The organism is Micromonospora ferruginea (assembly GCF_013694245.2).
GTDB lineage: Bacteria > Actinomycetota > Actinomycetes > Mycobacteriales > Micromonosporaceae > Micromonospora > Micromonospora robiginosa.
Map to the genome: position 1 here is coordinate 2,840,119 of NZ_CP059322.2, position 24,996 is coordinate 2,865,114.

Below are 24,996 nucleotides of genomic sequence, written 5' to 3' on the forward strand. Positions count from 1 at the left end.
CGCGCCGTGCTCCTTGGAGAAAGGTGCCATCGATGTCATCACCCTCAACACGGCTGCTCGCGTCGAGCCTGATCCTGGCACTGGCCGGGGCCGGCGCGACCGCCTGCAGCGACGACGGGCAGAAATCCGACAGTACGCAGATCACCGTGTGGAGCCTGGAGGACGTGGCGGACCGGGTCGCCGCCACCAAGGCGATCATCGCCGACTACACCGCGAAGACCGGCGTCAAGGTCAACCTGGTCACCGTCAACGAGGACCAGTTCCCGTCCCTGATCGCCTCCAGCGCCGCCGCCGGCGACCTGCCCGACGTGGTCGGCTCGGTGTCGCTGGCCGGCGTCCGCACGCTCGCCGGCAACGAGCTGCTGGAGCCGGACGCCAACAAGGCGGTGGTGGAGAAGCTCGGGCGGGACACGTTCTCCCCCCGCGCGCTGGAGCTGACCAGCGACGGCGGCACCCAGCTCGCGGTGCCCAGCGACGGCTGGGGCCAGCTCCTGGTCTACCGCAAGGACCTGTTCGACGCCGCCGGTTTGCCGGCCCCTGACACGTACGAGAAGATCGCCGCCGCGGCGGCGAAGCTGAACACCGGCGGCGTCGCCGGCATCACCGCGGCGACCGCCCCCGGCGACGTGTTCACCCAGCAGACGTTCGAGCACCTGGCGCTGGCCAACGGCTGCCAGCTCACCGACGACTCCGGCAAGGTCACCCTGGACTCGCCGCAGTGCGTGGAGGCGTTCCGGTTCTACGGCGACCTGATGCGGAACAACTCGGTGAAGGGCGCGCAGGACGTCGACACCACCCGGGCCACCTACTTCGCCGGCAAGGCGGCCATGCTGATCTGGTCACCGTTCGTCCTCGACGAGTTGGCCGGCCTGCGCAACGACGCCCGGCCCACCTGCCCGCAGTGCCAGTCCGACCCGGCCTGGCTGGCGAAGAACAGCGGGTTCGTCACCGCGATCAAGGGCCCGAACGGCACCGAGCCGGCGCAGTACGGCGAGGTCAGCTCCTGGGCGGTGCTCGACGGCGCGGCCGACCCGGCGAAGTCCTTCGTGGAGTACATGCTCTCCGACGGCTACCCGCGTTGGTTCGGCATGTCCCCGGAGGGGCGCTTCCCGGTGCGCACCGGCACCCAGGACGACAAGCAGAAGTTCCGCACCGCCTGGAACACCAGCCAGGCCGGGGTGGACACGAAGAAGCCGCTCTCCGACGTCTACGGCGACGACGTGCTGGCCACCCTGCGGGAGAGCCCCGAGGAGTTCCAGCGCTGGGGGCTGACCCAGGGCCAGGGCAAGCTGGTCGGGGCGATCCTCGGCGAGCTGCCGGTGCCGAAGGCGCTCGCCGACGTGGTCGGCGGCAAGACCGACGCCCAGGCCGCGGCCGAGCGGGCCAAGAAGGACGTCGAGGCCATCGCCAAGGGTGTCAATTGACCACCACCGCGCCGGAGGCCGGCCGCTCCCCCACCGAGGAGCGGCCCCGCCGGCCCGGCCGCCGCCCGCTGACCCTGCGCCGCCGCGAGTCCCGCGCCGGGCTCGCCCTGGTCGCGCCCACCCTGCTCGTCGTGCTCGCGGTGATCGGCATCCCGATCGTGTGGACGGTGGTGCTGGCCTTCCAACGGGTACGCCTGGCGACGCTGCGCAAGACCGGCCTGTTCGGCGAGCTGACGCTGGACAACGTCGACCGGGTGCTGCACACCCCCGGGTTCGCCGACACGCTCTGGACCACCGTGCTCTACAGCGTCGGCGGCACGGTCGGCTCGATCGTGGTCGGGCTGGCCGCCGCGCTGGCCGTCCGCGGGCCGTTCCGGGGCCGTACGCTGGTGCGGGCGTCGATGCTGCTGCCGTACGTGGCGCCGGTGGTCGCCATGACGTTCGTCTGGCAGGTGATGCTGGACCCGCAGCTCGGCATCGTCAACGACTGGGGGCAACGCTTCCTCGGCTGGGACGCCCCGGTGGCGTTCCTGTCCCAGGAGTCCACCGCGTTGTGGACGGTGATCGCGTTCGAAGCGTGGCGCTACTTCCCGTTCGCGTTCCTGTTCCTGCTGGCCCGGCTCCAGGCGGTGCCGGCGGAGCTGGAGGAGGCCGCCCGGGTGGACGGGGCGACGCCGACGCAGCGCTTCCGGCACATCCTGCTGCCGCAGCTCATGCCGGTGATCGCGCTGATCGGCGTGCTCCGCTTCATCATGACGTTCAACAAGTTCGACGACGTCTACCTGCTCACCGGCGGCTCGGCCGGCACCGAGGTGGTCAGCGTCCGGGTCTACCAGTTCCTCACCGCCCGCACCGACATCGGCGCGGCCGCCGCCCAGGCCGTCGTGCTGGCCGTGGTGCTGCTCGTGTTCGTGGCCATCTACCTGCGCTTCTTCGGCGCGAAACGGGAGGCGTGATGGATCGGGACCGGATCGAGACGATCAGCCTGCGCTGGCTGCGCCGGCTGGTGATCGCCGGCTTCCTGGTGGTCACGCTGCTGCCGTTCTGGTACATGCTGGTGCTCTCGGTGCGCCCGATCGAACGGCTGCTGCTCGACCCCGGCTCGCTCTGGGTGCCGTTCGGCGAGTTGACCGTCGCCACGTACGCCGAGGTGCTGCGGTCGGTGGAGAACGGCGGCCAGGGGTTCCTCACGTTCATCCGCAACAGCGGGCTGGTGGCGCTGGCCGCCACCGTGCTCACCCTGATCGTGGCCATTCCCGGCGCGTACGCGGTCTCCCGGTTGCGATTCTTCGGCCGCCGGCAGGTCAGCGCGCTGTTCCTGGCGGTCTACCTGTTCCCGTCGATCGTCATCGCGATCCCGCTGTTCGTGGTGTTCAGCCGGGCCGGGCTGCGCGGGTCGCTGTTCGGGCTGGTGCTGGTCTACATCTCGCAGACGCTGCCGGTCTCGGTCTACATGCTCAAGAACTACTTCGAGACCATCCCGGTGAGCCTGGAGGAGTCGGCGGCGATCGACGGGGCCGGCCGGCTCGGCATCATCCGGCGGGTCAGCCTGCCGCTGGCCGCGCCGTCGGTGATGGCGGTCGCGCTCTACGACTTCATGATCGCCTGGAACGAGTTCCTGTTCGCGCTGCTGTTCCTGGTCGACCGGCCGAACCGGTGGACCGTCTCGCTCGGGCTGTCGCTGCTCGCCGACGGCGTCGAGGTGCCCAAGACCGTGCTGATGGCCGGCTCGGTCATCCTCACCCTGCCGATCGTGGTGCTCTTCTTCGCCGGCGAACGCCTGCTCACCGAGGGCCTCACCAGCGGCGCGGAGAAGGGCTGAAGCAAGGAGGGGGCCCCGCTTAACGCATTCGGTAGAGGCGGGGCCCCCGCCTAACATGGGGTCATGGGCAAGCCGACCCGCTGGGCGACCGACACCGAACCCGGCCACTCGCAGTGGTACGTCGACCGGTTCCGCCGCCTCGCCGCCGAGGGCGCCGACCTGGCCGGCGAGGCCCGGCTGGTGGACGCGCTGGTGCCGCCCGGCGCGCGGATCCTCGACGCCGGCTGCGGCACCGGCCGGGTGGCCGCCGCGCTGGCCGCGCGCGGGCACGCCGTCGTCGGCGTGGACGCCGACCCGTCGCTCGTCGAGGCGGCCCGCGCCGACCACCCCGGCCCCCGCTTCCTGGTCGCCGACCTCGCCGAGCTGGACCTGCCCGCCCACGGTGAGCCGGCGCCGTTCGACGCGGCCGTGGTGGCCGGCAACGTGATGACCTTCGTCGCCCCCGGCACCGAACGCGGCGTGCTGGCCCACATCGCCGCGCACGTGCGCCCGGACGGCGTGGTGGTGGTCGGCTTCGGCACCGACCGGGGTTACCCGCTCGCCGATCTGGACGCCGACGCGGTGGCCGCCGGGCTGCGCCCGGAGCACCGCTTCGCCACCTGGGACCTGCGGCCCTGGCACGAGGAGGCGGACTTCGCGGTCACCGTGCTGCGCCGGCCGGCCTGAGTCGAGGCGCTCCTCAGGCCGGGGCGGCCACCGCGCGGGCGGCCTCCGGGTCGAGCGGGCCGCCCGCCGGCAGCAGGTCGACCAGGCTCGCCGGTAGCCGCACCGGCCGCACCCCGGCGTAGCCGAGCATGCCCGGCACGTCCGCACCGGCCAGCGCGTACCGTCGGCCCAGGTCGGTGACGACGCAGACCGTGCCGCCGGTGGCGCCCGGGGCGGCGGCTGCCTCCACCAGCGCGCCGCGCCCCGGCTCCACCACGACCTGGTCGGCCAGCCCACCCCGACCCCCGGCGGTACGCGTGGCGGCGCCCAGGTCCGGCGCGGTCACGCCGAGCCGGATCTCCCGTACGCCCGCGTCGTCGCCGGCCCGGGCGCAGAGCGCGCCGCCCTCCGGCGTGGCCAGCCGGGGTGGCTCGGCGGGCGGCGCGGTCGGTCCGGACGGCACCAGGTCGGGCAGTTTCGGCAGCGCGGCGAACCGGCCGAGCGTGATCGGCTCGGGCTCGCCCTGGCCGGTGCGCGCCAGCAGCAGCGCGGCCTGCAGCTCGGTGATGCCGGCCAGCCCGCCGCGCGTGGCGACCGCGTACTGCCGGCCGCCGCCGGAGTTGCGCACCAGGTAGACGTCGCCCACGGCGGCCCCGCCCACCCGCGCGGCGGGGGCGCCGAGGTCGCCGACCGGCGGCGGAACCAGGTCGGCGCCGGCCGCCACGGTGTTGAGCAGCGCCGCCGCGACCGGCACGGCCCGTTCCCGGGTGGCGGCCAGCGCGGCGAGCACCCGGTCGGTGTCGCGCAGCAGGTAGCGCCGGTCGTGCCAGAGCAGGTGCAGCCCGCCGTCCGGGTGGCGGACCAGCAGGCCCTGGTCGCCGAGGACCCGCCCGCCGGGCGCGCCGCGCCCGATCAGCAGCGCGGACCGGGCCTCGGCCCGCCCCGCCTCCGCGGTCACCGCGGAGCAGAGCGTCCAGCCGTCGCGGACCAGCCGGTCGGCGGCGGGCAGCGAGTCCGGGGCGTCGGCGATGCCGAGCGGCAGGCCGCGCGGCACCCCTTCGATGGCGCGCCGGGTGACGAGCACCGTCTTCGGCCGGTCGGCCCCGATGATCAGCAGGGCGGAGGCGTAGTTGAGCACCGAGTGCAGCTTCTCGTCGCGGTAGACGAACCGGGCGCCGGACTCCTTCTCCACGATCACCGCGCGGGTGTCGCGCCAGGAGCTGCCGCCGCCGGTGAACAGGCCGTACAGCGCGACCCCGCCGAGCGCGATCGCCGCCACCAGCACGCTGGCCAGGCCGGCGCCGGCCAGCCGGCGGAACGGCGACTGCGGCGGGTCGGTCTCGCGCATCACCAGCGCGGCGACCGCCCGTTGGACGGTGAACTGGTACGAGTGCAGCTGGTCCTGCCGCGACGCCATCGAGTCCCCTCCGCCGGATCACCGGCGCACAGGATAAGCGCTCCGTCGACCGTCCGGCGACCCTCCGTACCCGCCGCCCGGCCCTCAGCGGGGTGGGTGGTCGATTGGGTACCCCCCGGGGTATGTTTGGTTCAGGAGGTGGGACGTGAAGCTACGACCTGAGATGACCGGCGACGCGCTGACCCGGCTCAAGCGGGCCCGGGGGCAGCTCAACGCCGTGATCGAGATGATGGAGAACGGCGAGGACTGTCGCGCCGCGCTGACCCAGCTCGCCGCGGTCTCCAAGGCGATCGACCGGGCCGGCTTCAAGATCATCGCTTCCGGCATGCGGCACTGCGGCACCGCCCGACGCGACGGCGAGGAGCCGGAGATGACCGAGGAGGAGCTGGAGAAGCTCTTCCTCGCCCTGGCCTAGCACCCACCACCCGACCCGGGCCGCGTGATCGCGGCCCGGGCGGGTAGCCCCGTGCCCGGGAACCCGGGCCGGAGTCTGCCATCCGCATACCCCCGGGGGTATGCGACGAGGAGGGGAGAACGTTACGTGACCGTCGAGGTGTCCGTCATCGCCACGTCCTCGCTCGGCGACCGCAGCTACCTGGCCTCCGACGGCCGGGTGGCGATCGTGGTCGACCCGCAGCGCGACATCGACCGCGTCCTGCACCTGGCCGGGGCGAAGGGGGTGCGCGTCACCCACGTGGTGGAGACCCACCTCCACAACGACTACGTCTCCGGCGGTCTCGAACTGGCCCGGATCACCGGCGCGCACTACCTGGTGGCCGCCGCCGACCGGGTCGGCTTCGACCGGATGCCGGTGGCCGACGGCGACGCGGTGCCGGTCTCGGACGACCTGCGGCTGCGGGTCGTCGGCACGCCGGGCCACACGTTCCACCACCTGTCGTACGTGCTGGACGAGGCCGGCGACGGCGGCTGGTCCCCGGTCGGCGTGTTCACCGGCGGCTCGCTGCTGTTCGGCACCACCGGCCGCACCGACCTGCTGGGCCAGCGGCACGCCCACGACCTGGCCCACCACCAGCACGCCTCCGCCCGCAAGCTGGCCGACCTGCTGCCCGACGGGGCGCAGGTGTGGCCGACGCACGGCTTCGGCAGCTTCTGCTCGGCCAGCCAGGCCGACGCCCCCGAGTCGACCATCGGCCGGGAACGGGCGGCCAACCCGGTGCTGCGGCTGGCCGCCGACCGGTTCGTCACCGAGACACTGGCCGGCCTGGACGCCTACCCGGCCTACTACGCCCACATGGGCGTGGCCAACGCCGCCGGTCCGGCACCGGTCGACCTCACCCCGGTGGCCCGCGCCGACGCCGACGAACTGCGCCGCCGGATCGCCGCCGGCGAGTGGGTGGTCGACCTGCGGCACCGCAAGGCGTACGCGGCCTCGCACCTCGCCGGCACCGTCGGCCTCGGCCTGGACGGGCCGATGTCGACCTGGCTGGGCTGGCTGATCGACTGGGGTGCGCCGATCACGCTGCTGGCCGAGACGCCGGACCAGGTCGCCGACGCCCAGCGGGAACTGGTCCGGATCGGCATCGACCGACCGGCCGCCCAGGCCACCGGCGCGCCCGAGCAGTGGGCCGCCGCGCGGTCGGAGGTGCGCGAGCTGACCGTGGCCGACTTCGACGCGCTGGCCGCCGCGCAGGCCGGCGACACCCCGGCCGGGCTGCGCGCCCCGCAGGTCGTCCTGGACGTGCGGATGACCAACGAGTGGAAGGCCGGGCACGTCGACGGTGCGGTGCACGTCCCGCTGCCCGACCTGCCCACCCGGCTCGCCGACGTGCCCGCCGGAACGGTCTGGGTGCACTGCGGCTCCGGCTACCGCGCCACCGCCGCCGCGTCCCTGCTGGCCAACGCCGGCCGCGACGTCGTGCTGATCGACGACATGTTCGGCCGGGCCGAGGCCGCCGGCGTCCGGATGGCGTCGACCGCCTGATCTCCCCGTTCCCCGTCCGGCCGGCGCGCCACCGCGCCGGCCGGCGACGCCCCCTGCCCTTCGAAGGAGAACGCATGACCACCACGACCCCGTCGACCGTCGACGCGGCCACCCTGCGGGAGCTGATCGCCGCCGGCCGCGCCCCGCGCATGCTGGACGTACGCACCCCCGGCGAGTTCGAGGCCGCGCACGTCCCCGGCGCGTACAACGTGCCGTTGGACCTGCTCCGGGAGCACCGCGCGGAACTGCGCAACCACCTCGACGAGGAGGTGGTGCTGATCTGCCGCTCCGGCGCCCGCGCCACCCAGGCGGAGCAGGCGCTCGCCACCGTCGGCCTACCCAACCTCAAGGTCCTCGACGGCGGCATGCTGGCCTGGCAGGCCGTGAACGCCCCGGTCAACCAGGGCCGGTCGCGCTGGGACCTGGAGCGCCAGGTCCGCCTGGTCGCCGGCTCGATCGTGCTGGCCGCCGTCGTCGGCTCCGCGTGGGTGCCGGGCCTCAGGTGGGTCGCCGGGTTCATCGGCGCCGGCCTCACGTTCGCGGCGGTCTCGAACACCTGCGCCATGGGCATGCTGCTGAGCCGGTTGCCCTACAACCGGGGCGCGCGGTGCGACCTGGACACCGTGGTCGGCCGGCTGCGCGACGCCGGGCGGCCGGCGTGACCACCCTGGCGCTGACCGTGGCCGGCGCGGTGCTCATCGGCGTGAGCCTGGGCCTGCTCGGCGGCGGCGGGTCCATCCTCGCCGTGCCGCTGCTGGTCTACGTCGCCGGCCTGCCGGCCAAGGAGGCCATCGCCACCTCGCTGCTCGTCGTGGGCGCCACCAGCGCCGTCGGCGTGCTGCCGCACGCCCGCGCCCACCGGGTGCGCTGGCGCACCGGGCTGGTCTTCGGCCTGGCCGGCATGACCGGCGCGTACGCCGGGGGCCGGCTGGCCGCGTTCGTGCCGGCGGGCGTCCTGCTCACCGGGTTCGCCCTGATGATGCTCGCCACCGCGGTCGCGATGATCCGCGGCCGACGCCCGGTCGAGGGGCGTCCGGCGCCACGCGAGCTGCCGACGTTCCGGGTGGTCCTGGACGGCGTGGTCGTCGGCCTGGTCACCGGCCTGGTCGGCGCGGGCGGCGGCTTCCTGGTGGTGCCCGCCCTGGCCCTGCTCGGCGGGCTGCCGATGCCGGTCGCGGTCGGCACCTCGCTCGTCGTCATCGCGATGAAGTCGTTCGCCGGCCTGGCCGGCTACCTGTCCGACGTGCACGTCGACTGGGGGCTCGCGGGCGCCGTCACCGCCGCCGCGGTCGTCGGCAGCCTGCTCGGCGGCCGGCTCGCCGGCCGCGTCCCGGAGGACGTGCTGCGCCGGGCGTTCGGCTGGTTCGTCGTGGCGATGGGGGTGTTCGTCCTGGCCCGGCAGTTGCCGCCGGTCGCGGGACTCGCGCTGGCCATTCTTGCCGTAGCCGGTACGGTCACGGTGGCGGTGTGGGGCCGCCGAAGGAGGGGACACAGTGGACAGCAGCGCCTGGGACGACCGGTACGCCAACGCATCCGGACTGGTGTGGAGCGCTGAGCCCAACCGGTTCGTGGTCGAGTCGGTCGCCGGGCTGAGTCCCGGGTCGGCGTTGGACATCGCCGCCGGCGAGGGACGCAACGCGGTCTGGCTGGCCGGTCAGGGCTGGCGGGTCAACGCGGTGGACTTCTCGACCGTGGCCATCGAGCGAGGGCGGGAGTTGGCCGCCGCCCGGGGCGTCACGGTCGACTGGCGGGTCGCCGACGTGACCGCGTACCGGCCGGTGCCGGGCAGCTACGACTTGGTCCTGATCAGCTACCTGCACCTGCCCGCCGCCGACTTCGCCGGGGTGCTCGCCGCGACCCGGTCCGCGCTGCGCCCCGGCGGCACGCTCGTGGTGGTCGGCCACGACCTGGCGAACCTCTCCGGCGGCACCGGCGGCCCGCAGGACCCGACCGTGCTGCTCACCCCGGAGGCGGTGGTCGACGGGCTGGCCGGGCTGCGCATCCGCCGCGCCGAGACGGCCCGCCGCCCGGTGCCGACCAGCGACGGCGGCACGGTCGACGCGCTGGACACCGTGGTGGTGGCCACCCGCCCCGCCGACTGACGCCGGCTGCGGACCGTTCACCGGGCCGCGCGCCGGGCCGGCCGGTAACATCCGGTGACGGATCGGCGGAGAGGACACCGGGTGGGCGTGCGTTTCGAGGAGTTGGCCTGGCGGGAGACCCCGATCGGGGAGATCAGCCTGCGCCGCCGCCGCGACCCGGCGCTGGACGCCGACGTCTACGAGGTGAAGCTCGACGACGAGTTCCTCATGTCCAGCGCCTTCCCGGTCGCGGAGATCGAGCTGGCCCGGCTCGGGCTGGCCCCGCTCACCGGCGAGACGCTGGACGTGGTGGTGGGCGGCCTCGGGCTCGGCTACACCGCGCGCACCGCGCTGGAGGACGCCCGGGTGCGGTCGCTGGTGGTGGTCGAGGCGATCGAGGACGTGATCGACTGGCACCGGCGGGACCTGCTGCCGTTCGCCGCCGGCCTGGCCGCGGACCCGCGTACCCGGTTCGTCCGGGCGGACTTCTTCGCCGCGGTCGCCGGCGGCGGTCTCGACCCCGACGAGCCCGGGCGGCGGTTCCACGCGGTGCTGCTCGACGTGGACCACTCCCCCCGCCACGTGCTGCACCCGAGCCACGCGCCGTTCTACACGGTTGACGGGCTGCGCCGGCTCGCCGCACTGCTGCACCCGGACGGGGTGTTCGCGCTCTGGTCGAACGACCCGCCGGACTCGGAGTTCCAGCGCACGCTGACCGAGGTGTTCCCGACCTCGGTGGCGCACGTCGTCCGGTTCGCCAACCCGTTGCAGGGCCGGGAGGCCGCCAACACCGTCTACGTGGCCCGCCGCTAGCGCCCGCCGGCCGGCATGGTCGCCGGCGGAGCGGGAAAGCGCGCGGCCACCGCAGGAGACGGGAGGCACCACATGCGCGCGTTGCTCTGGGTGGTCGGCGTGGTCGCCGGCGTGCTCATCCTGCTCGGGCTGCTGCTGGAGGCGGTCCGCTGGCTGATCATCATCGGCGTGGTCGCGCTGGCCGCGGTCGTCGTCTTCGCGATCGTGAAGACCCGGCGGGTGGCGCACCGGCACTCGGCGACCCACCGCTGATGTGACCAACCCGGCAACCTACGCCGGCGTAAGTTACCCGCCGGTCACGTTAGGCTGAGGCCGTCATCCGCGCAGCGAGGAGAGACGGCGATGGACGCGACCGACCGGCGGCCCTGGACCCGCAGCTACGCACCGGGGGTGCCGGCCGAGATCGCCGAGCCCGACGGCTCGCTGGTCGACCTGCTCACCGACGCGGCGGCCCGGTTCGGGCCTCGGGTGGCGCTCGACTTCTACGGCGCCACCACCACCTTCACCGAGCTGGCCGACCAGGTGACCCGCGCCGCCGAGGCGCTGCGCCGGCTCGGCGTCGCGCCGGGCGACCGGGTGGCACTGGTGCTGCCGAACTGCCCGCAGCACGTGGTCGCCTTCTACGCGGTGCTGCGCCTCGGCGCGGTGGTGGTCGAGCACAACCCGCTCTACACCGCCGACGAGCTGGAGCGGCAGCTCGCCGACCACGGCGCCGAGGTGGCGGTCGTGTGGGACCGGATCGCGCCACTGGTGGCGGGGCGCGGCGCGGTGCGTACCGTGGTCGCGGTCGACCTGACCGCGGCGCTGCCCCGGCTCAAGCGGTGGGCGCTGCGGCTGCCGCTGCCCAAGGTCCGCGCCGCCCGCGCGGCCATGACCGGCCCGGCGCCCGGCGCGCTGCGCTGGTCCGACCTGGTCGCCGCCGCCGACCCGCTGCCGGCCGCGCACCCCGGCCCGGACGTGCACGACGTCGCGCTGTTGCAGTACACCGGCGGCACCACGGGCGTGCCCAAGGGTGCCGTGCTGACCCACCGCAACCTGCGGGCCAACGCCGCGCAGGGCCGGGCCTGGGTGCCCGGCCTGCGCGACGGCGCCGAGACCGTGTACGCGGTGCTGCCGCTGTTCCACGCCTACGGGCTGACGCTCTGCCTCACCTTCGCCGTGGGCATCGGCGCGACGCTGGTGCTGTTCCCGCGCTTCGACGCCGACCAGGTGCTCGACGCGGCCCGCCGGCGCCCGCCGACGTTCCTGCCGGCGGTGCCGCCGGTCTACGCGCGGCTGGCCACCGCCGCCCGCGAGCGCGGCGCCGACCTCACCTCGATCCGGTACGCCATCTCCGGCGCGATGGCGCTGCCGCCGACCACGGTGGACCTGTGGGAACAGGTGACCGGCGGGCTGCTGGTCGAGGGCTACGGGATGACCGAGACGTCCCCGATCACGCTGGGCAACCCGGTCGCGCCGACCCGCCGGCCCGGCACGGTCGGGGTGCCGTTCCCCTCCACCGAGGTCCGCATCGTCGACCCCGAGGAGCCGACCCGCGACCGGCCCGCCGGTGAGGCCGGCGAGCTGCTGGTACGCGGCCCGCAGGTGTTCTCCGGCTACTGGAACCGGCCCGACGAGACAGCCCGGGTGCTGCTGCCCGGCGGGTGGCTGCGCACCGGCGACATCGTCACCATGGACGCCGACGGCTTCGTGACCGTGGTCGACCGGATCAAGGAACTGATCATCACCGGCGGCTTCAACGTCTACCCGTCCGAGGTGGAGGAGGCGTTGCGCCGCATCCCCGGCGTGGTCGAGGCCGCCGCCGTGGGCGTGCCCACCGCCGACGGCGAGGAGGTGATCGCGGCCGTGGTGCTCGACGTCGCGGTGGCCGGCACGCCGGAGGCGATCCGCACCGCGTGCCGCACCCACCTGGCCGGCTACAAGGTGCCCCGCCGGGTGGTGGTGGTCGAGGACCTGCCCCGCTCCCAGATCGGCAAGATCCTCCGTCGCGAGGTCCGCGACCGGCTCCTCGCCGACGGCTGACCCGCCGGTCGGCGCGTCAGTCGACCGGATAGCCGGTCGCCACGACGTCCTCCCGGACGTCGGCGAGGGCGAGGCGGGGGTTCAGCGCCCGCGTCACCGCGTCGGTCAGCGGCCGGTGGGCGACCACGTGCGCGACGGCGGCCCGGTCCACCGCGACCTCGTAGTAGTCGCCGGCGAACGCGACGTACCGGTCCACGATGTCGTCGAGCAGGATCGTCAGCATGCCGGACCCGTCCGGCCCGACATCGTCGTACGGGCCGGCGAGCGGCGGGAAGTCGATGTCCGCACCGGCGTGCCAACGGTCGTCGCCGGTCAGTCGCCACAGCACGGCGGTCGCGACGAAATGCCCCTCCTCGTCGCCGAACGCCGGCTCGGCCACCATCGGGCGCAGCACGTCCGGCATGCCGTCGAGCAGGCCCGGCCACAGCTCGCGGTCCTCGTCGGCGTACGGCGACATGGACGACTCGTGGTCGAAGACCCGGATGAACGCGCCGTCGGCGGTGAACACCACGGCCCACTCGTCGCCGCTGCCGTTACTCATCAACGCCGCCTCGTCCGGGCCCCACGCCGGATCGAAGGCGTAGTACGGATACCTGCCGTCTAGGACGCGGTCCAGCACGGCCAGGGCTCGGCACCGCCGTCGGAGCACGCCGATGTCCGGCAGTTTCGCGGCGATGTCGTACGCGGTCACGGCGCGACCCTATCCGCTCCGTCATCGGCGCCCAGCGCGGGAAGGCCCTCGTCGACCGCGACGCGTTCGGCGGTGCACGAAGCGATCGATCCCACGGCCGCGACGCCCTGATCCGCCCCGCCTCGCCCCGCCCCGCCCCGCCTCGCCCCGCCTCGCCTCGCCGATCTTGGACTTGTGGTGCCAAGGAATGCCCCCTTCGCGGGAAAAGCGAGGTGCCACAACTCCAAGATCGACGGAAGGGTAGGCGGCACCCGCCCCGGACCGGATGATCACGAGGTTGCCGGCGGAACCTCCAGGAGTGATCAAGGAGTTTTGTGCCGGGTGGATCTCGGCGGTGACGCGAAGTCCTTGATCACGTGTGGGGTGGGCGGGGGACGGACAGGGCGAACGGTCCGGGCGAGACGTCCCTCCTTGACCTTGTCGCACGGCGGGTGCGTTCGCGGTGGAATCCGACGGCCGCGCCGCCGTCGTAGTCCGGGTCAGCGCGGCCGGTCGTACCGCGTCGTCGCCCATGTCCGAGGCGGTGGGCGGACGGTGGCGACGCGGGCAGGGCCGGCGACACCCGGTCCGTCGGTACACAGGTCACCCGGTTTGCGGGCTCGGTGGCACGGGTAGACGGGCGTCCATGATGGATTCACGGGGCAAGGCGGTCGGGCGGTATCTTCTGCGACTTGTCGGCGGGGTGTCGGTGATCATCGGGCTACTCATGGCGTTCAGCAGCCTCGTCGACGCCAACCTCGTCGGGATCGTGCTCAGCGCGGTGCTCATCGGCGGCGGGGTGTTCGCGCTCAAGCGTTCCGGCGGTCCGCGCCGGGCGGAGGCCTCGACCTCCGTGCCGGTCGCGGGGCGGTAGGCACGCCGGCCCGACACCGGCCACGTCTCGCGGCCGGTGTCGGTGCCTGCGCCTAGGCTGGGGCGGTGATCGACCGACGGCAGGTGATGAGCTTCCGCGTCCGGGCCCAGCAGCTCGACCGCGCCGAGGGCACACTCGCCGACACCGCCCTGCTCGACCTCGGCGCGCAGGACACCGGCCCCGACGGCGCCCGTTGGGCACTGGCCCTGCGGGGCGTCGACGCGTCGGCGTCCGCCGGCGACGACCTGGTCCTGCTCTGGACCGTGCGCGGCGCTCCCCACCTCTACCGTCGCGCCGACGTCGGCCGGGTGGCGGCCGCCGTCGCGCCGTTCTCCGACGCCGACGCGGCCAAGCGCATCTACGACGCGGCCAAGCCGCTGAAGGCGGCCGGCATCGGCATCGTCGCCGCCCTCGACGAGGTGGCTGCGGGGATGCGCACGATCGTCACCGAGCCGACGGTCAAGGGCGACGTCTCCGGCCGCCTCGCCGACCTGCTGCCCGAGCCCTACCTGCGCTTCTGCCGGCCCTGCGGCGTCATCCACCTCTACGAGATGCCGTTCCGGCTGGCCGCCGTGCGGGCCGGCTTGGAGCTGACGCCCGGCACCTCGCCGCCGGTGCTGCGCCGCATCCCGGCCTTCCGCCCGGCGGCGACCCCCGGAGACCGGCTCGACCTCGTCCGCGCCTACCTGCGGCTGCTCGGCCCGGCCACGCCGAAGCACGTGGCCGACTACCTCGACGCCCCGGTCAAGGACGTCAAGGCGCGCTGGCCGCAGGACGCGGTGGAGGTGACCGTGGACGGCGAGACCCGCTGGCTGCTGGCCGCCGACGAGGCGGCGCTGTCGTCGGCCGGGAGCACCCCGACCCGCCTGCTCGGCCCGTTCGACCTCTTCCTCCAGGCGAAGGACCGGGCGACCCTGGCGCCCGACCCGGCCCGGGCCAAGGAGCTGTGGCCGGTGCTGGGTCGACCGGGCGCGGTGCTGGCCGACGGTGACCTGGTCGGCGCCTGGCGGCCCCGCAAGTCCGGCGCGAAGCTGACCGTCGCCGTGCAGCCGTGGGGAAAGCTGACCGCCGCCCAGCGTCGCGACGTGGGCGAGCAGGCCGAACGCCTCGCCGCGCACCGCTCGGCCACCCTCGCCGGGGTCGAGTTCGCTGACTGAGGGGAGCCGCAGCGATGGGCGACGAACCGCCGGTGCGGGTAGCGCTGCGGATCGCCGACGTCGAGGCGGCGGCCACGCTCCATCAGAGCTTCGGCTTCAACCGGTGATCACTCTCGGAGCCAGGACAGCGAGGGTGTCGCCTCCTCCCGGATCCGTCCGTCGCGCACCTCCCACCCGGTGGCGCCACCGTGTTCGTCGGACACGAGGAACAGGCCGACCGGCCGGTCACCGTCCTCGTCCACCGGCCGCATCGCCGCCAACTCGTCGAGCTGCGCGCGCAGCCAGGGCAGCCGCGCCTCGCGGATGTCCCCGCCGTAGAAGAGATAGAGCGTCCAGTTGAACGGTGCCGTCGGGAAGGCCCAACCACCGGAGTAGAGCTCGTCGTGATGCCGCTGGATGATCTCCTCCGCCGCACTCCGCTGCTTGAAGTCGATCTCCAACCAACCGCGAACCGACGCGTACATGCCCATGCGTCCACCGTAGGGACACGCGTCAGCCGAGGCACTCGACGGTCGCGGGCACCAGGCCGTGGCCGCGCACGACGCCGGTGAGCCGGCCAATCAGCGGGCGCAGCGCCTCCCGGTCGAGCGGCTCGGCCGTCACGTCCAGGCACCACGCCACCCCGCCGGCGTGCCGCAGCTCCCAACGGAACGCCGTCCCGTCGACGCGCAGCCGGCCGACGCCCTGGTCCGTCCGCCCGTCGAGGCGCAGGGCCGACCGCACCGCGGCCAGCCGCTCGGCGTCGAGCCCACCGGCGAACAGCACCCGGTGCACGGGCGGACCGACGCCGAGCCGCAGCGGCGCCGCGCCCGCAAGCATCACGTCGTCGCGGAAGCGCCCGCGCAGCGTCTCCTCGTCGGGCAGCGTCCCGCCGCCCAGCCGGCGGTAGGTCTCCGCCGCGCCGGCGCGGGTGACCGCGCGTACCCGGGCCCGCACGTCCGGGTCCGCGCGGACCGCGCGGGCGAAGGCCGCCGAACTCCACCAGCCGCCGTCGGCCGGCGTCCACCCGGCGGTACGCAGGCGCGTCGCCGACAGGTCGTCGGCCAGCTCGAACTCCTCGACCAGCAGCCCGCGCGGGGAATGCGGATCCAGCAGGTAGTAGTCGAGCGTGGACGTCACGGCGACCGACGTCACCGAAGCCTCAGTCACCCGGGCACGGTAGCGCGCTCAGCGGTGGGCGAAGACGAACCCGCCCTCGACACCCGGGGCCGGATGGTGTGCCATCTCGGCCTCCACGGTGAACCCGGCCGCCGCCAGCCAGCCCGCGACCCGCTCCGGCGGCCGGCGGTGCACGTACACGCGCATCGGGTGACCGCCGTACCCCTCGGTCTTGAGCCGGCTGCCGTCGCCGGCGTGGAACCCGAGCAGCACGACGCCGCCCGGCCGCAGCACCCGGTGGAACTCGGCGAGGACCGTGGGCACCTCGGCGTCCGGGACGTGGATGAGCGAGAACCAGGCGAGCAGCCCGGTGAGGCTCTCGTCGGCCAGGTCGAGGCACGTCATGGTGCCCACCTCGAACCGCAGGCCGGGATGGTCGCGTCGGGCCACCTCGATCATCGCCGGGGACAGGTCGACGCCGAACGCGTCCAGGCCGAGCCGGTGCAGGTGGCCGGTGAGCCGGCCCGGTCCGCAGCCCACGTCGGCGATCGGGCCGCTTCCCCGGGCCCGCGCCAGCTCGGCGAAGAGCGCGAGGATCCCGCGCTGGAACGGTTCCTCGGCGAGCGCGTCGCGCAGCAGGTCGGCGTAGTCGGCCGCCACCGTGTCGTAGGAGGTCCGGGTGTCGGCGAGCCAGTCGGATTCGTCCACCGTCGGCACCCTAACCGTCGGCGGCGGCGCGCGTCACCGCCGCGCCGCCGGGCTGACCCGTGGCCAGGCCGGGCGCCAGACCGGCTCGGGAAGCGGCGGCAGGGCCGCGAAGTGGTCGATGATCGGGCGCAGCGCCGGGTGCGGGTCCGCCGGCAGCAGGAGCGAGATCGGGTACGCGAGCGTCGGCCCCTCGATCGGGATACGCCGCAGGTCGTGCCCGGCCGGCCAGAGGTAGCGGTCGCGGGCGCCGACGAGGGTGGCCAGGTCGGCGGAGTCGGCCAGCGTGTCGAGCAGGACCTCGGTGCCGAAGTTCGGGCCGGTGGCGTCGATACGCAGGTCGAACGCGGCGGTCAGCCGGTCGTAGAACTCCGACCACTCGCTGCCGGCCACGATGCCCGGCACCCAGATCCGGTGCCCGCGCAGCTCGGCCGGGGTGAGCGTGCCGGCGGCGGCGAGCGGGTGCCGGGGGCCGACGAGGAGTTCCAGCGGGGAGTCGAACGCGTGCACCATCCGCACGTCGGGCGGCAGGGTGGCCGGGTCGGTGACGGTGCGGAACGCGGCGTCGAGGTCACCGGCCGCGACGGCGGCGGCGACCCGGCGCGGGTCGTCCAGCCGCAGCGTCACCACGTCGAGGTGCACGCCGGGACGCGACCGCCAGTAGTCGTGCAGCAGGACGGCCTGCGCGCTGCGCAGGCCGAGCACGTCGACGCGCGGCGCCCGCGAGCCGGGCCGGACCGCGGCCACGGCGCGGTCGGCGTGCGCGACGACGCGGCGCGCGTGCGGGAGGAACGACCGGCCGTCGAGCGTCAGGTCGACCCCCCGGGCGGTACGGGTGAACAGGCGGACGGCCAGCTCACGCTCCAGGGCGGCGACGCGCTTCGAGACGGCCTGCTGGGTGACGCCCAGTTCGTCGGCGGCGCGTTGCAACTGGCCCAGCTCGGCCGCCCGGACGAACGATCGCACTGCCTCGGTGTCCACCGGCCCACCCTAGGGCCGCCCCACCGATGGTTGTGGCTCGCCGACCGGCGGTTGTTTGCTCCCGCACACCGGCGGCCGGTCTGATGCCCGGGTGCGGGAGAAACTGGGGGCCGACTTCGGTCGGCTGTGGTCGGCCTACGCGATTAGCACCTACGGCACGTGGCTCGCCTTCGGCGCGTTCCCGCTGATCGCGGTGCGGGTGCTGGACTCGTCGGCGTTCGCGGTGTCGCTGCTGGAGGCGGCCGGGTTGGCGGTGGCGGCGCTCGTCGCGATCCCGCTCGGCCCCTGGGTGGAGCACCGGCCGAAGCGCCCGGTGATGATCGCCACGGATCTGGTCCGCTTCGTCGCGCTGGCGAGCGTGCCGGTCGCGTACGCCCTGGGCCTGCTCTCCTACGGTCAGCTCCTGCTGGTCGCGGTGGTGTCCGGGAGCGCCGGCATCGCGTTCGGCGCGGCGTCCGGCGCGTACCTGAAGCATCTGGTCCCCGGCGACCGGCTGCTGGTGGCGAACGGGCGGTTCGAGGGCACCGCCTGGGTGGCGACGGCGGTCGGCCCGCCGCTCGGCGGCGCGCTGGTCGGGCTGCTCGGCCCGGTCGTCACCGTCACCGCCGACGCGCTGAGCTACCTGCTCTCCGCGCTGGCGGTGCGCCGCATCCGCGGCGGCGACGTGGCGACGCCCCGGGCCGGCGGGGTACGCGGCGCCGACCTGCTCGCCGGCTGGCGGTTCGTCCGCCACGAGCCGGTGCTGCGGCGCCTGTTCCTCAACTCGGTGCTGGTCGGTGCGCTGATCACGGCCACCGTGCCGCTGCTGGCCGTGCTGCTGCTCGGCGAGTACGGCTTCCCGGCCTGGCAGTACGGGCTGGCGTTCGGCCTGCCGGCGTTGGGCGGGTTCGTCGGGGCCCGCCTCTCCCCGCGCCTGGTGCGACGGTTCGGCCGGCACCGGGTCATGACCGCGTCCGGCTGGCTGCGTTCGGTGTTCCCGCTCGGGCTGGCGTTCCTGCGGCCCGGCGTCGGCGGGCTGGTCACCGTGATCGTGGTGGAGGCCCTGCTGATCGTGTGCATGGGCGTGTTCAACCCGCTCCTGGCCACCGAACGGCTGCGCCGCGCTCCCCCGGACCGGACGGCCCGGGTGCTGGCCGCGTGGAGCGTCGGCAGCCGGCTCACCCAGGCCACGCTGACCGTGGGGTGGGGCGTGCTCGCCGCCCTGGTCGGCCCGCTGGCCGCGATCACCGTCTCCGGCGTGCTCCTGCTCGCCACCCCGCTCCTGCTGCCGCGAACCGCCCGTCCGGTGCCGGTCAGCTCCGGCGGGCCAGGACGTCCGGCGGTACGCTGGCCCGGCCGCGCGGCGGGGCACGCCCGCGCGTCCGGCCACCCCGACGGAGGACCCCGGTGACGCTGGCCGACCTGCTCGACATCGCCGACGGCACCCGGGACGACGACCCGTGGCCGCTGGTGCGGGAGCTGGCCGCCGGCGGCGACGCCGGCCTGGCCGCCCCGGCGCGGGCCGCGTTCGAGCGGTGCGTGCGCGAGCGCAACTGGTACGGCCGGGACCTGGTCGCCCACGTCCTGGCCGGGCTGTCCGGCGGGGACGCCTTCCCGCTGCTGCTGCACGCGTTCGCCCACCGCGACGAGGACGCCGACGACGGCGAGCAGCTCGGCATGGCGGTGAGCAGGGCCACCCGCGCGGATCGCGCCGCCGCCCGGTCCGTCGTCCTGCCGATGCTCCACGACCCCGACCCGCTGATGCGCCGGGCCGCGCTGTGGGCGCTGGACGACGTCTACGAGCCGTCCGACCTGGCGACGCTGCGCGAGGCGCTGACCGATCCCGACCCGGTGATCCGGCGGACCGCGCTGAACTCGCTGCCGGCCGTGAACAGCGACCCGCAGGCGTACGCGCTGGTCCTCGCGGCCCTGCGCGACCCGGACGAGTGGGTCCGGCACCACGCCGTGCTGCTGCTCGCCTGGTCCGCGCCGCCGGCGGTGGTGGACCACCTGGTGCCGCTGGTCCCCGATCCGGCCCGGTACGTCCGGTCGGTGCTGGGCGAGGCGATCGGCCGCCGGGCCGCGGACAGCGACCGGGTCCCGGCGGCGGACGCCGCGCTGCGGGTGCTGCTCGCCGACCCCGAGTCGGCGGTACGGGCCGGCGCGGTCCGTGGCCTCGGCCTGCTCGGCGTGCCGCTGGACGCGCTGCGGACCCGGCTCGACGACCCGGACTGGTGGGTGCGGGCGGCCGTCGCCGGCGTCCTCGCCACCGGGCTGCGACGCTGGCCGGGAGGCCGTCCACTGCTGCGCCGGCTGAGCGAGGACACCGACCCGACCGTGCGGGCGACCGCGTCGGCGGCCTTGCGCGACACCGACGGCGGGCGCTGACCCGTCAGCGGGCCTGCCACATCTCGCGGGTCATCTCGTACTCGACCTCGCCCCGCTCCGCGCCCGGCAGCGGCTCGTCCCAGTCGGGGAAGTAGGTGCGGACGTACCGCATGCCGACCGCCTCCATCACACCCCGCGAGCCGGCGTTCACGGCCATCGTCTGCGCGATCACCCGGCGCTGCCCGACGGTGTCGAAGGCGTGCCGCAGCAGGCACCGGGACGCGTCGCTGGCGAGGCCCTTGCGCCAGTGCCGACGGACGAGGCGATAGCCCAGTTCCGCGACGGTGGGGTCGTCGGGCTGGTCGGGTCCGTGCGCCGGCGGGAGCATCATCAGCCCGACGAACTCGCCCTCGTCCTCGCTCGCGGGCGCGATCGACTCACGCCCGCAGTCGCCGGATCCGAACGCCATCCAGAAGCCCAGACCGTCGACCGTGGTGGCCTGGGCCATCCGTCGGGCGTGGTAGTCCGCCACCACGTCCCTGGGGTGCGGCCGGCTGAACAGGTAGCGGAGCACCTCGGCGTCGGAGTCGAGCCGTACCTCCAGCTCGAGGTGCCGGTCGGCCAGGGGAACCAGCAGCAGGCGGTCGGTACGCAAGATCGGCTGGGGCATCCGGCAACGATCGCACGGCGCCGCCGGCCCGGGCGATCGGTTTCCGCGGCCGGCCGGCGCGACTCAGTCGGCGGTCCGGACCGCCGCGACGGCGGCGTGCGGGCGGCGGGCGCCGTCACCGGGCCGGTGCAGGCGCTCCACCTCGGTGAAGCCGGCCGCCGCCAGCCGGGCGGAGAACTCGTCCACCGGCCAGCGGTAGGCGGTGGTGACCTTGTGGTCGAACGCGGCGACCTCGTCGCCGACGAAGATGCCGCACACCACTGTCGCGCCCGGCGCGGTCACCCGGCGGAACTCGGCGAGCACCCCGTCGAGGTCGGGCGGCGGCAGGTGGATCACCGAGCCCCAGGCCAGGATGCCGGCGGCGCCGCCGTCGGCGACCGGGAGCCGCTCCATCGACCCGAACACGTACCGGCCGCCCGGGTGGGTGGCCCGGGCGTGGGCGACGAACTCGGGCACGATGTCGAACCCCGTGGCGTCGCCGCCGAGGGAGCGGAGGAAGTCGGTGAGGTGGCCCGGTCCGCAGCCCAGGTCGAGCACCGGCCCGGACCGGCCGGCCAGGTGCCGCCGGATGAACGCGAGGTCGTCGGCGTGGACCTGCCCGCTCGTCCCGAACAGGTCGATGTAGAGATCCGCCACCGACGCGTACGCCTGCCGGACCTGTTCCGTGGTCATCCGACGACCCTAGGGCAGGTCGGCGCGTCGCACCGGGGCGCCGGCGCGCAGGGCGCGCGGGATCTCGGCCACCTCGTCGACCCGCGCCAGCAATCGGTCCAGCTCGTCGGCGGACGCGGGCGACCGAAGCTCCACCCGGTAGGTGATGCCGGTGGAGGCCCAGGTCCGCGTGTCGAAGCCGCCCGAGGCGGTCACCCGCACCCCGTCGACGCGGATGCCCAGCTCACCGGCCTCCCGGTAGACGTCGTTGAGCACGCAACCCGCCGCGGCGACGTGCAGGAGGTGCGCCCCGGTGAAGTCGGCGGCGACCGTCACGCCCTCCGGCGTCCAGCGGTGCGGGAACCGGACCACGTCGGCCGCGCTCGACCGGAGCGAGCCGGCACCGACCACCACGGCGAACTGATCCACGGCCTGCCCCGTCCCCTCGCGCCACATCGGACCGGGCCATTCTGCCCCCGCGCACCCGATCCGGGCCAGACGCCGTCCCGCCTCACCGCCGCCGGTCGAGCGCCCGCACGGTGTGCGAGCTGCTCGGCGGTGACCGCGCCGCCCGGAATCCGGCGTCAGGCCCGCAGGTAGGCGTCGAGCCGGTCGGCGAGTTGCCTCGGGTGGCTGAGCGCCACCGAGTGGCCGCCGTCCACCTCGTCGGGTGGGAAACCGAGCCGATCCTCGGTCACCCGGCGCAGGAAGTCCGCCGGGAAGAACCGGTCCTCGCGGGCGACGAGCACCCTGGTCGGCACGTCGGGCCAGGCGTCCAGCGGCCAGGGCTCGTCGCCCTCGGCGCTGACCTGCTCGCGGCTGTGGGCCGGGGCCTCGGCCACGACGTCGGCCGGCACGCCGTGGTAGAACTGCTCCTCCTCGCTGAGCCCCTCCACACCCCGGTAGCCGGTGGCGGCCCACCAGTCGCCGGGCTTCTCCCCCGGCCTCGGGATCATCGGGGTGAGCAGGACGATCAGCCGGACCGGCAGCCTCGCGGCGATCAGCGGCGCGGTGAACGCGCCGTAGGAGTGGCCGACCACCACGAGATCGCGCCGGTCGCCGACCGCGTCGACGACCGCCCGGCAGAACGCGTCGAAGCCGGCCGACCGGTCCCCGATCGGCAGTTCCGGCGTCACCGCGTCGTGGCCGAGGTCGACCAGCTCCGGCGCCAGGAGGTGCCAGTCCCAGGCGCTGCCCCCGCCGCCGTGGATCAGAACGAACGTCGCCATGCCCGGGAGCGTCCCATCCGGGTACGACACCTCCTCAGCGGACCGTGGCGACCAGGCGCCGCAGCGCCGCGTGGGCGGGTGGACCCCAGGTGGGCTTGCCGCCGGGACGACCGTGGACGCCGTTGTCGCCGATGAGGACGCCGCCGAGCGCGCGGGCCGCCGCCCAGCCGCGGGCGCGTCGCCGGGTGGCGGCGTCCGCACCCGGCCGATAGGCCGCGAGGACGTCGTCCACTGCCCCGTCCGGCAGCAGGAGCCAGCCGGCGGCCAGGTCGTACGCCGGGTCACCCGCGCAGAGATCCCCGAAGTCGATCACACCGCGAAGTGTGCCGTCGGCGACCAGGACGTTGGCCGGATGCAGGTCGGCGTGCAACCACAGTGGCGGGCCGGTCCACGGCGGCGCGGCGACCGCGTCGGCCCAGACGGCACGTACCGCGTCCGGGTCGTCGACCAGCCCTCGCCCGGTGGCCTCGCGGAGCGCCGCGGCGACGCCCTCCGCCTGCTCGGCCAGCGGCCCGCCACGACTCGGGTTGGTCGGCGCGTCGTCGGGGGCCGGTCGGTGCAGGGCCGACAGGAAGGTGGCCAGCGACCTCGCCGCGTCGACGGCGCGGGTGACCGGAGCGCGGTCGGCGGGCGTGCCCGGGATCCAGGTCGTGACGAGCCACGGGTGCGGGAACCGCGGGGAGGGCTCGCCGAGCCGACGCGGGACGGGAACCGGCAGCGGGAGGCGCGGTGCGAGCGTGGGCACCCAGCGGTGCTCCTTGCGCAGCAGCAGTCCCGCCGTCTCGGTCGCCCAGGGCAGCCGCACCGCCAGGTCGTCGCCGAGCCGCCACATCTGGTTGTCCCACCCGCGCGCGGCCAGCCGGATCGGGCGGTCGGCGAGGTCGGGATGCTGGTCGCGGAGCAGATCGCGGACCAGCCCGGCGCTGATCTCGGGTGTCATACCGACCGGTTAGCCTTCCGTCATGCCGAGCGCCGAGCTGGACGAGTTGGTCGTCGGGGACGCCGACGAGTTGCGCGCGTGGTTGTCGGCCCACCATGCCACGTCACCCGGCGTGTGGCTGGCCCTGACCAGGAAGGGCGGCACCGTGACCACGCTGACCTGGCAGCAGGCGGTCGACGAGGCGCTCTGCTTCGGTTGGATCGACGGCCAGGCCCGCAAGCGCGACGAGCACAGCTCCTGGATCCGGTTCACCCCGCGCCGCCCGCGCAGTATCTGGTCGCGACGCAACGTCGCGCACGTGGCCCGGCTGGAGGAGCAGGGGCGGATGCGGCCCGCCGGCCGCGCGGCGGTGGAGGCCGCGCAGGCCGACGGGCGGTGGGCCGCGGCCTACGCGCCGCCGTCGGAGGCGGAGGTGCCGGCCGACCTGCTCGCCGCCGTCGCCGCCGAGCCCGCGGCGCAGGCCATGTTCGACGTGCTCACCAAGGGCAACCGCTTCGCGCTGATCCACCGCCTCAACGCGGTCAAGCGGGCGGAGACCCGGGCCCGCAAGATCGACGAGTTCGTCGCCATGCTGGCCCGCCACGAGACGTTCCATCCACAGCGGGCGAAACCTCCGGCCGCACCGTGACCGGGAGGGCCGATGCTCCTCAGCGTGCAACCGGACCGCAGGTAGCGCGATCGGGCGGCGCAGGGGCGGCGTGTCGTCGGTTCAGCGTCAGCAGGGCCACGGTCCAGGCGACCGGCAGGATCCCGGCGAACTCGCTGTCCAGGAGCCAGAAGACCTGCACCACCAACAGCTCCATCATCAGAGCGACCTCGAACAGGTCGGTTGCCGACCGGCCACGGGTCGAGCGCCACAGCCCGAGGACCGCGAGCACGAACGCGGTGCACGCGAACGTCGCGTGGACGAGGTTGGGCAGGTTCGCGTCCCGGGACAGCAGCACGAGCGGGCGGCCCAGCGAGAAGAGGGTGAACAACCCGATCGCCGGCGCGGTCCAGCGGCGCAGCGGCGGCCGTCGGCAGAAGTCGGCAAGCGCCGACCGCCATCGCTCACGGATGCGCGTCGGCCATTCACCACCTGCCGGCGAGCCGGCATGGCCGTCCGCCGTCCGGTGCGCCGCGTTGACGAGCCGCTCGCGTTCGCTCAGGGGCCGGCGGTTGACGCCGAGCCGCACCACGGCGTAGGTCGCGACGAAAACGGCGTAGATGACGGCGGCGACGGGTTCGTAGAAGTAGTTGTTGTCGGCGGTGAGGAACTTGCCGACCTCGTCGATGAACAGGCCGAAGCCGGCTCCGGCCACGACCGCTGCGGCGTTTCGCACTCCGACGCCGATGAACAGCATGGACATCAGGTGGGCGACGAGCATCCCGAGGCCGCCCCACAGCACGTGCGCGATGTGCAGCCCTCCGCTGCCGACCTGCGGATAGCCGGTCAGGTGCAGGAACGCCCGGGTCACCAGGATGGTGAGCACCCCGGCGACGAGAAACAGCGTGAACCGGTCCGCGCCGCCCTCGTCGCGGACCGGTCGATGCGCCCGGAGCCGACGC

Annotated in this window: 29 protein-coding genes; 17 read left to right on the forward strand and 12 right to left on the reverse strand. The window is 74.7% G+C overall.

Going from position 1 to position 24,996, the window contains the following annotated elements:
• The first annotated feature begins 32 nt into the window (after positions 1-32).
• From H1D33_RS11990 to H1D33_RS12005, 4 genes are all read left to right on the forward strand, one after another.
• Entirely contained in the window at positions 33-1,424 is a 1,392-nt protein-coding gene (locus tag H1D33_RS11990; RefSeq protein ID WP_181567993.1) for an ABC transporter substrate-binding protein, read from the forward strand.
• Entirely contained in the window at positions 1,421-2,380 is a 960-nt protein-coding gene (locus H1D33_RS11995) for a carbohydrate ABC transporter permease (protein WP_181567992.1), read from the forward strand. Before H1D33_RS11990 ends, H1D33_RS11995 begins: the two co-directional genes overlap by 4 nt.
• Entirely contained in the window at positions 2,380-3,246 is an 867-nt protein-coding gene (locus H1D33_RS12000) for a carbohydrate ABC transporter permease (protein ID WP_181567991.1), read from the forward strand. The genes H1D33_RS11995 and H1D33_RS12000 overlap by 1 nt, the downstream gene beginning before the upstream one ends.
• Positions 3,247-3,309: 63 nt before the next feature.
• The gene (locus tag H1D33_RS12005) at positions 3,310-3,912 is read left to right on the forward strand and encodes a class I SAM-dependent methyltransferase (RefSeq protein WP_181567990.1); all 603 of its coding nucleotides are present in this window, start codon (positions 3,310-3,312) and stop codon (positions 3,910-3,912) included.
• A gap of 13 nt (positions 3,913-3,925) precedes the next feature.
• On the opposite strand, the gene eccB is transcribed toward H1D33_RS12005, so the two are convergent.
• Positions 3,926-5,308: a type VII secretion protein EccB gene (eccB, locus tag H1D33_RS12010; protein ID WP_181567989.1), complete on the reverse strand. Its 1,383-nt coding sequence runs from the start codon at positions 5,306-5,308 to the stop codon at positions 3,926-3,928.
• A gap of 145 nt (positions 5,309-5,453) precedes the next feature.
• On the opposite strand from eccB, the gene H1D33_RS12015 reads away from it, so the two are divergent.
• The 8 genes from H1D33_RS12015 to H1D33_RS12050 all read left to right on the forward strand — a co-directional run bounded on the left by H1D33_RS12015 (position 5,454) and on the right by H1D33_RS12050 (position 12,166).
• Positions 5,454-5,723: a metal-sensitive transcriptional regulator gene (locus H1D33_RS12015; protein ID WP_181567988.1), complete on the forward strand. Its 270-nt coding sequence runs from the start codon at positions 5,454-5,456 to the stop codon at positions 5,721-5,723.
• Between the two features lie 126 nt (positions 5,724-5,849).
• Positions 5,850-7,250: an MBL fold metallo-hydrolase gene (locus H1D33_RS12020; protein ID WP_181567987.1), complete on the forward strand. Its 1,401-nt coding sequence runs from the start codon at positions 5,850-5,852 to the stop codon at positions 7,248-7,250.
• A 74-nt stretch (positions 7,251-7,324) separates the two neighbouring features.
• Entirely contained in the window at positions 7,325-7,912 is a 588-nt protein-coding gene (locus H1D33_RS12025; protein ID WP_181567986.1) for a rhodanese-like domain-containing protein, read from the forward strand.
• Entirely contained in the window at positions 7,909-8,805 is an 897-nt protein-coding gene (locus tag H1D33_RS12030; RefSeq protein ID WP_181567985.1) for a sulfite exporter TauE/SafE family protein, read from the forward strand. Before H1D33_RS12025 ends, H1D33_RS12030 begins: the two co-directional genes overlap by 4 nt.
• Positions 8,744-9,352 (forward strand): class I SAM-dependent methyltransferase, encoded by a 609-nt coding sequence (locus H1D33_RS12035; RefSeq protein WP_181567984.1) that lies wholly within the window; start codon positions 8,744-8,746, stop codon positions 9,350-9,352. The genes H1D33_RS12030 and H1D33_RS12035 overlap by 62 nt, the downstream gene beginning before the upstream one ends.
• A gap of 81 nt (positions 9,353-9,433) precedes the next feature.
• The gene (locus H1D33_RS12040) at positions 9,434-10,144 is read left to right on the forward strand and encodes a polyamine aminopropyltransferase (protein ID WP_181567983.1); all 711 of its coding nucleotides are present in this window, start codon (positions 9,434-9,436) and stop codon (positions 10,142-10,144) included.
• Positions 10,145-10,216: 72 nt separating this feature from the next.
• Positions 10,217-10,396 carry a hypothetical protein gene (locus tag H1D33_RS12045; RefSeq protein WP_181567982.1) on the forward strand — a complete coding sequence of 60 codons (180 nt, stop codon included), beginning with the start codon at positions 10,217-10,219 and terminating at the stop codon, positions 10,394-10,396.
• A gap of 90 nt (positions 10,397-10,486) precedes the next feature.
• A complete protein-coding gene (locus H1D33_RS12050; RefSeq protein ID WP_181567981.1) occupies positions 10,487-12,166 on the forward strand; it encodes a long-chain-fatty-acid--CoA ligase in 1,680 nt (559 codons plus the stop codon).
• A gap of 16 nt (positions 12,167-12,182) precedes the next feature.
• On the opposite strand, the gene H1D33_RS12055 is transcribed toward H1D33_RS12050, so the two are convergent.
• Positions 12,183-12,857: a hypothetical protein gene (locus tag H1D33_RS12055; protein ID WP_181567980.1), complete on the reverse strand. Its 675-nt coding sequence runs from the start codon at positions 12,855-12,857 to the stop codon at positions 12,183-12,185.
• Between the two features lie 625 nt (positions 12,858-13,482).
• Here H1D33_RS12055 and H1D33_RS12060 point away from each other — a divergent pair.
• Both H1D33_RS12060 and H1D33_RS12065 read left to right on the forward strand, forming a co-directional pair.
• Entirely contained in the window at positions 13,483-13,710 is a 228-nt protein-coding gene (locus H1D33_RS12060; RefSeq protein WP_181567979.1) for a hypothetical protein, read from the forward strand.
• 65 nt (positions 13,711-13,775) lie between these two features.
• On the forward strand, positions 13,776-14,867 hold the full coding sequence (locus tag H1D33_RS12065) for a winged helix DNA-binding domain-containing protein (RefSeq protein WP_181567978.1): 1,092 nt from the start codon (positions 13,776-13,778) through the stop codon (positions 14,865-14,867).
• Positions 14,868-14,974: 107 nt separating this feature from the next.
• Here H1D33_RS12065 and H1D33_RS12070 read toward each other — a convergent pair whose 3' ends face one another.
• The 4 genes from H1D33_RS12070 to H1D33_RS12085 are packed head-to-tail and all read right to left on the reverse strand — an operon-like array spanning position 14,975 to position 17,651.
• Positions 14,975-15,337: a hypothetical protein gene (locus H1D33_RS12070; protein ID WP_181567977.1), complete on the reverse strand. Its 363-nt coding sequence runs from the start codon at positions 15,335-15,337 to the stop codon at positions 14,975-14,977.
• Between the two features lie 22 nt (positions 15,338-15,359).
• On the reverse strand, positions 15,360-16,016 hold the full coding sequence (locus H1D33_RS12075; RefSeq protein WP_181567976.1) for a hypothetical protein: 657 nt from the start codon (positions 16,014-16,016) through the stop codon (positions 15,360-15,362).
• 18 nt (positions 16,017-16,034) lie between these two features.
• On the reverse strand, positions 16,035-16,673 hold the full coding sequence (locus H1D33_RS12080) for a class I SAM-dependent DNA methyltransferase (RefSeq protein ID WP_181567975.1): 639 nt from the start codon (positions 16,671-16,673) through the stop codon (positions 16,035-16,037).
• A gap of 33 nt (positions 16,674-16,706) precedes the next feature.
• Positions 16,707-17,651, reverse strand: a complete 945-nt coding sequence (locus H1D33_RS12085; RefSeq protein WP_181567974.1) for a LysR family transcriptional regulator — start codon at positions 17,649-17,651, stop codon at positions 16,707-16,709.
• A gap of 91 nt (positions 17,652-17,742) precedes the next feature.
• On the opposite strand from H1D33_RS12085, the gene H1D33_RS12090 reads away from it, so the two are divergent.
• Positions 17,743-19,041, forward strand: a complete 1,299-nt coding sequence (locus H1D33_RS12090; RefSeq protein ID WP_181567973.1) for an MFS transporter — start codon at positions 17,743-17,745, stop codon at positions 19,039-19,041.
• Positions 19,038-20,018, forward strand: coding sequence for a HEAT repeat domain-containing protein (locus H1D33_RS12095; RefSeq protein WP_181567972.1), 981 nt, complete (start codon positions 19,038-19,040; stop codon positions 20,016-20,018). Before H1D33_RS12090 ends, H1D33_RS12095 begins: the two co-directional genes overlap by 4 nt.
• A 4-nt stretch (positions 20,019-20,022) precedes the next feature.
• Here the strand turns inward: H1D33_RS12095 and H1D33_RS12100 are convergent, their stop codons facing one another.
• From H1D33_RS12100 to H1D33_RS12120, 5 genes are all read right to left on the reverse strand, one after another.
• Positions 20,023-20,628 (reverse strand): GNAT family N-acetyltransferase, encoded by a 606-nt coding sequence (locus H1D33_RS12100; protein ID WP_181567971.1) that lies wholly within the window; start codon positions 20,626-20,628, stop codon positions 20,023-20,025.
• Positions 20,629-20,691: 63 nt separating this feature from the next.
• Positions 20,692-21,300, reverse strand: coding sequence for a class I SAM-dependent DNA methyltransferase (locus H1D33_RS12105; protein WP_181567970.1), 609 nt, complete (start codon positions 21,298-21,300; stop codon positions 20,692-20,694).
• Between the two features lie 9 nt (positions 21,301-21,309).
• Positions 21,310-21,708 carry an OsmC family protein gene (locus tag H1D33_RS12110; protein ID WP_220138671.1) on the reverse strand — a complete coding sequence of 133 codons (399 nt, stop codon included), beginning with the start codon at positions 21,706-21,708 and terminating at the stop codon, positions 21,310-21,312.
• 155 nt (positions 21,709-21,863) lie between these two features.
• Positions 21,864-22,508: an alpha/beta fold hydrolase gene (locus tag H1D33_RS12115; RefSeq protein WP_181567968.1), complete on the reverse strand. Its 645-nt coding sequence runs from the start codon at positions 22,506-22,508 to the stop codon at positions 21,864-21,866.
• Between the two features lie 34 nt (positions 22,509-22,542).
• Positions 22,543-23,448 carry an aminoglycoside phosphotransferase family protein gene (locus tag H1D33_RS12120; protein WP_181567967.1) on the reverse strand — a complete coding sequence of 302 codons (906 nt, stop codon included), beginning with the start codon at positions 23,446-23,448 and terminating at the stop codon, positions 22,543-22,545.
• A 22-nt stretch (positions 23,449-23,470) separates the two neighbouring features.
• On the opposite strand from H1D33_RS12120, the gene H1D33_RS12125 reads away from it, so the two are divergent.
• Positions 23,471-24,076, forward strand: a complete 606-nt coding sequence (locus tag H1D33_RS12125) for a YdeI/OmpD-associated family protein (protein WP_181567966.1) — start codon at positions 23,471-23,473, stop codon at positions 24,074-24,076.
• Positions 24,077-24,095: 19 nt separating this feature from the next.
• On the opposite strand, the gene H1D33_RS12130 is transcribed toward H1D33_RS12125, so the two are convergent.
• Positions 24,096-24,920, reverse strand: coding sequence for a hypothetical protein (locus tag H1D33_RS12130; RefSeq protein ID WP_181567965.1), 825 nt, complete (start codon positions 24,918-24,920; stop codon positions 24,096-24,098).
• Positions 24,921-24,996 lie beyond the last annotated feature (76 nt).

Coding starts and splice junctions, on each gene's coding strand:
- H1D33_RS12000 (WP_181567991.1), top strand. CDS start 2,380: ATGGATCGGGACCGGATCGAGACGATCAGCCTGCGCTGGCTGCGCCGG.
- H1D33_RS11990 (WP_181567993.1), top strand. CDS start 33: ATGTCATCACCCTCAACACGGCTGCTCGCGTCGAGCCTGATCCTGGCA.
- H1D33_RS12115 (WP_181567968.1), bottom strand. CDS start 22,508: ATGGCGACGTTCGTTCTGATCCACGGCGGCGGGGGCAGCGCCTGGGAC.
- H1D33_RS12050 (WP_181567981.1), top strand. CDS start 10,487: ATGGACGCGACCGACCGGCGGCCCTGGACCCGCAGCTACGCACCGGGG.
- eccB (WP_181567989.1), bottom strand. CDS start 5,308: ATGGCGTCGCGGCAGGACCAGCTGCACTCGTACCAGTTCACCGTCCAA.
- H1D33_RS12120 (WP_181567967.1), bottom strand. CDS start 23,448: ATGACACCCGAGATCAGCGCCGGGCTGGTCCGCGATCTGCTCCGCGAC.
- H1D33_RS12060 (WP_181567979.1), top strand. CDS start 13,483: ATGATGGATTCACGGGGCAAGGCGGTCGGGCGGTATCTTCTGCGACTT.
- H1D33_RS12005 (WP_181567990.1), top strand. CDS start 3,310: ATGGGCAAGCCGACCCGCTGGGCGACCGACACCGAACCCGGCCACTCG.
- H1D33_RS12025 (WP_181567986.1), top strand. CDS start 7,325: ATGACCACCACGACCCCGTCGACCGTCGACGCGGCCACCCTGCGGGAG.
- H1D33_RS12125 (WP_181567966.1), top strand. CDS start 23,471: ATGCCGAGCGCCGAGCTGGACGAGTTGGTCGTCGGGGACGCCGACGAG.
- H1D33_RS12105 (WP_181567970.1), bottom strand. CDS start 21,300: ATGACCACGGAACAGGTCCGGCAGGCGTACGCGTCGGTGGCGGATCTC.
- H1D33_RS12045 (WP_181567982.1), top strand. CDS start 10,217: ATGCGCGCGTTGCTCTGGGTGGTCGGCGTGGTCGCCGGCGTGCTCATC.
- H1D33_RS12070 (WP_181567977.1), bottom strand. CDS start 15,337: ATGGGCATGTACGCGTCGGTTCGCGGTTGGTTGGAGATCGACTTCAAG.
- H1D33_RS12100 (WP_181567971.1), bottom strand. CDS start 20,628: ATGCCCCAGCCGATCTTGCGTACCGACCGCCTGCTGCTGGTTCCCCTG.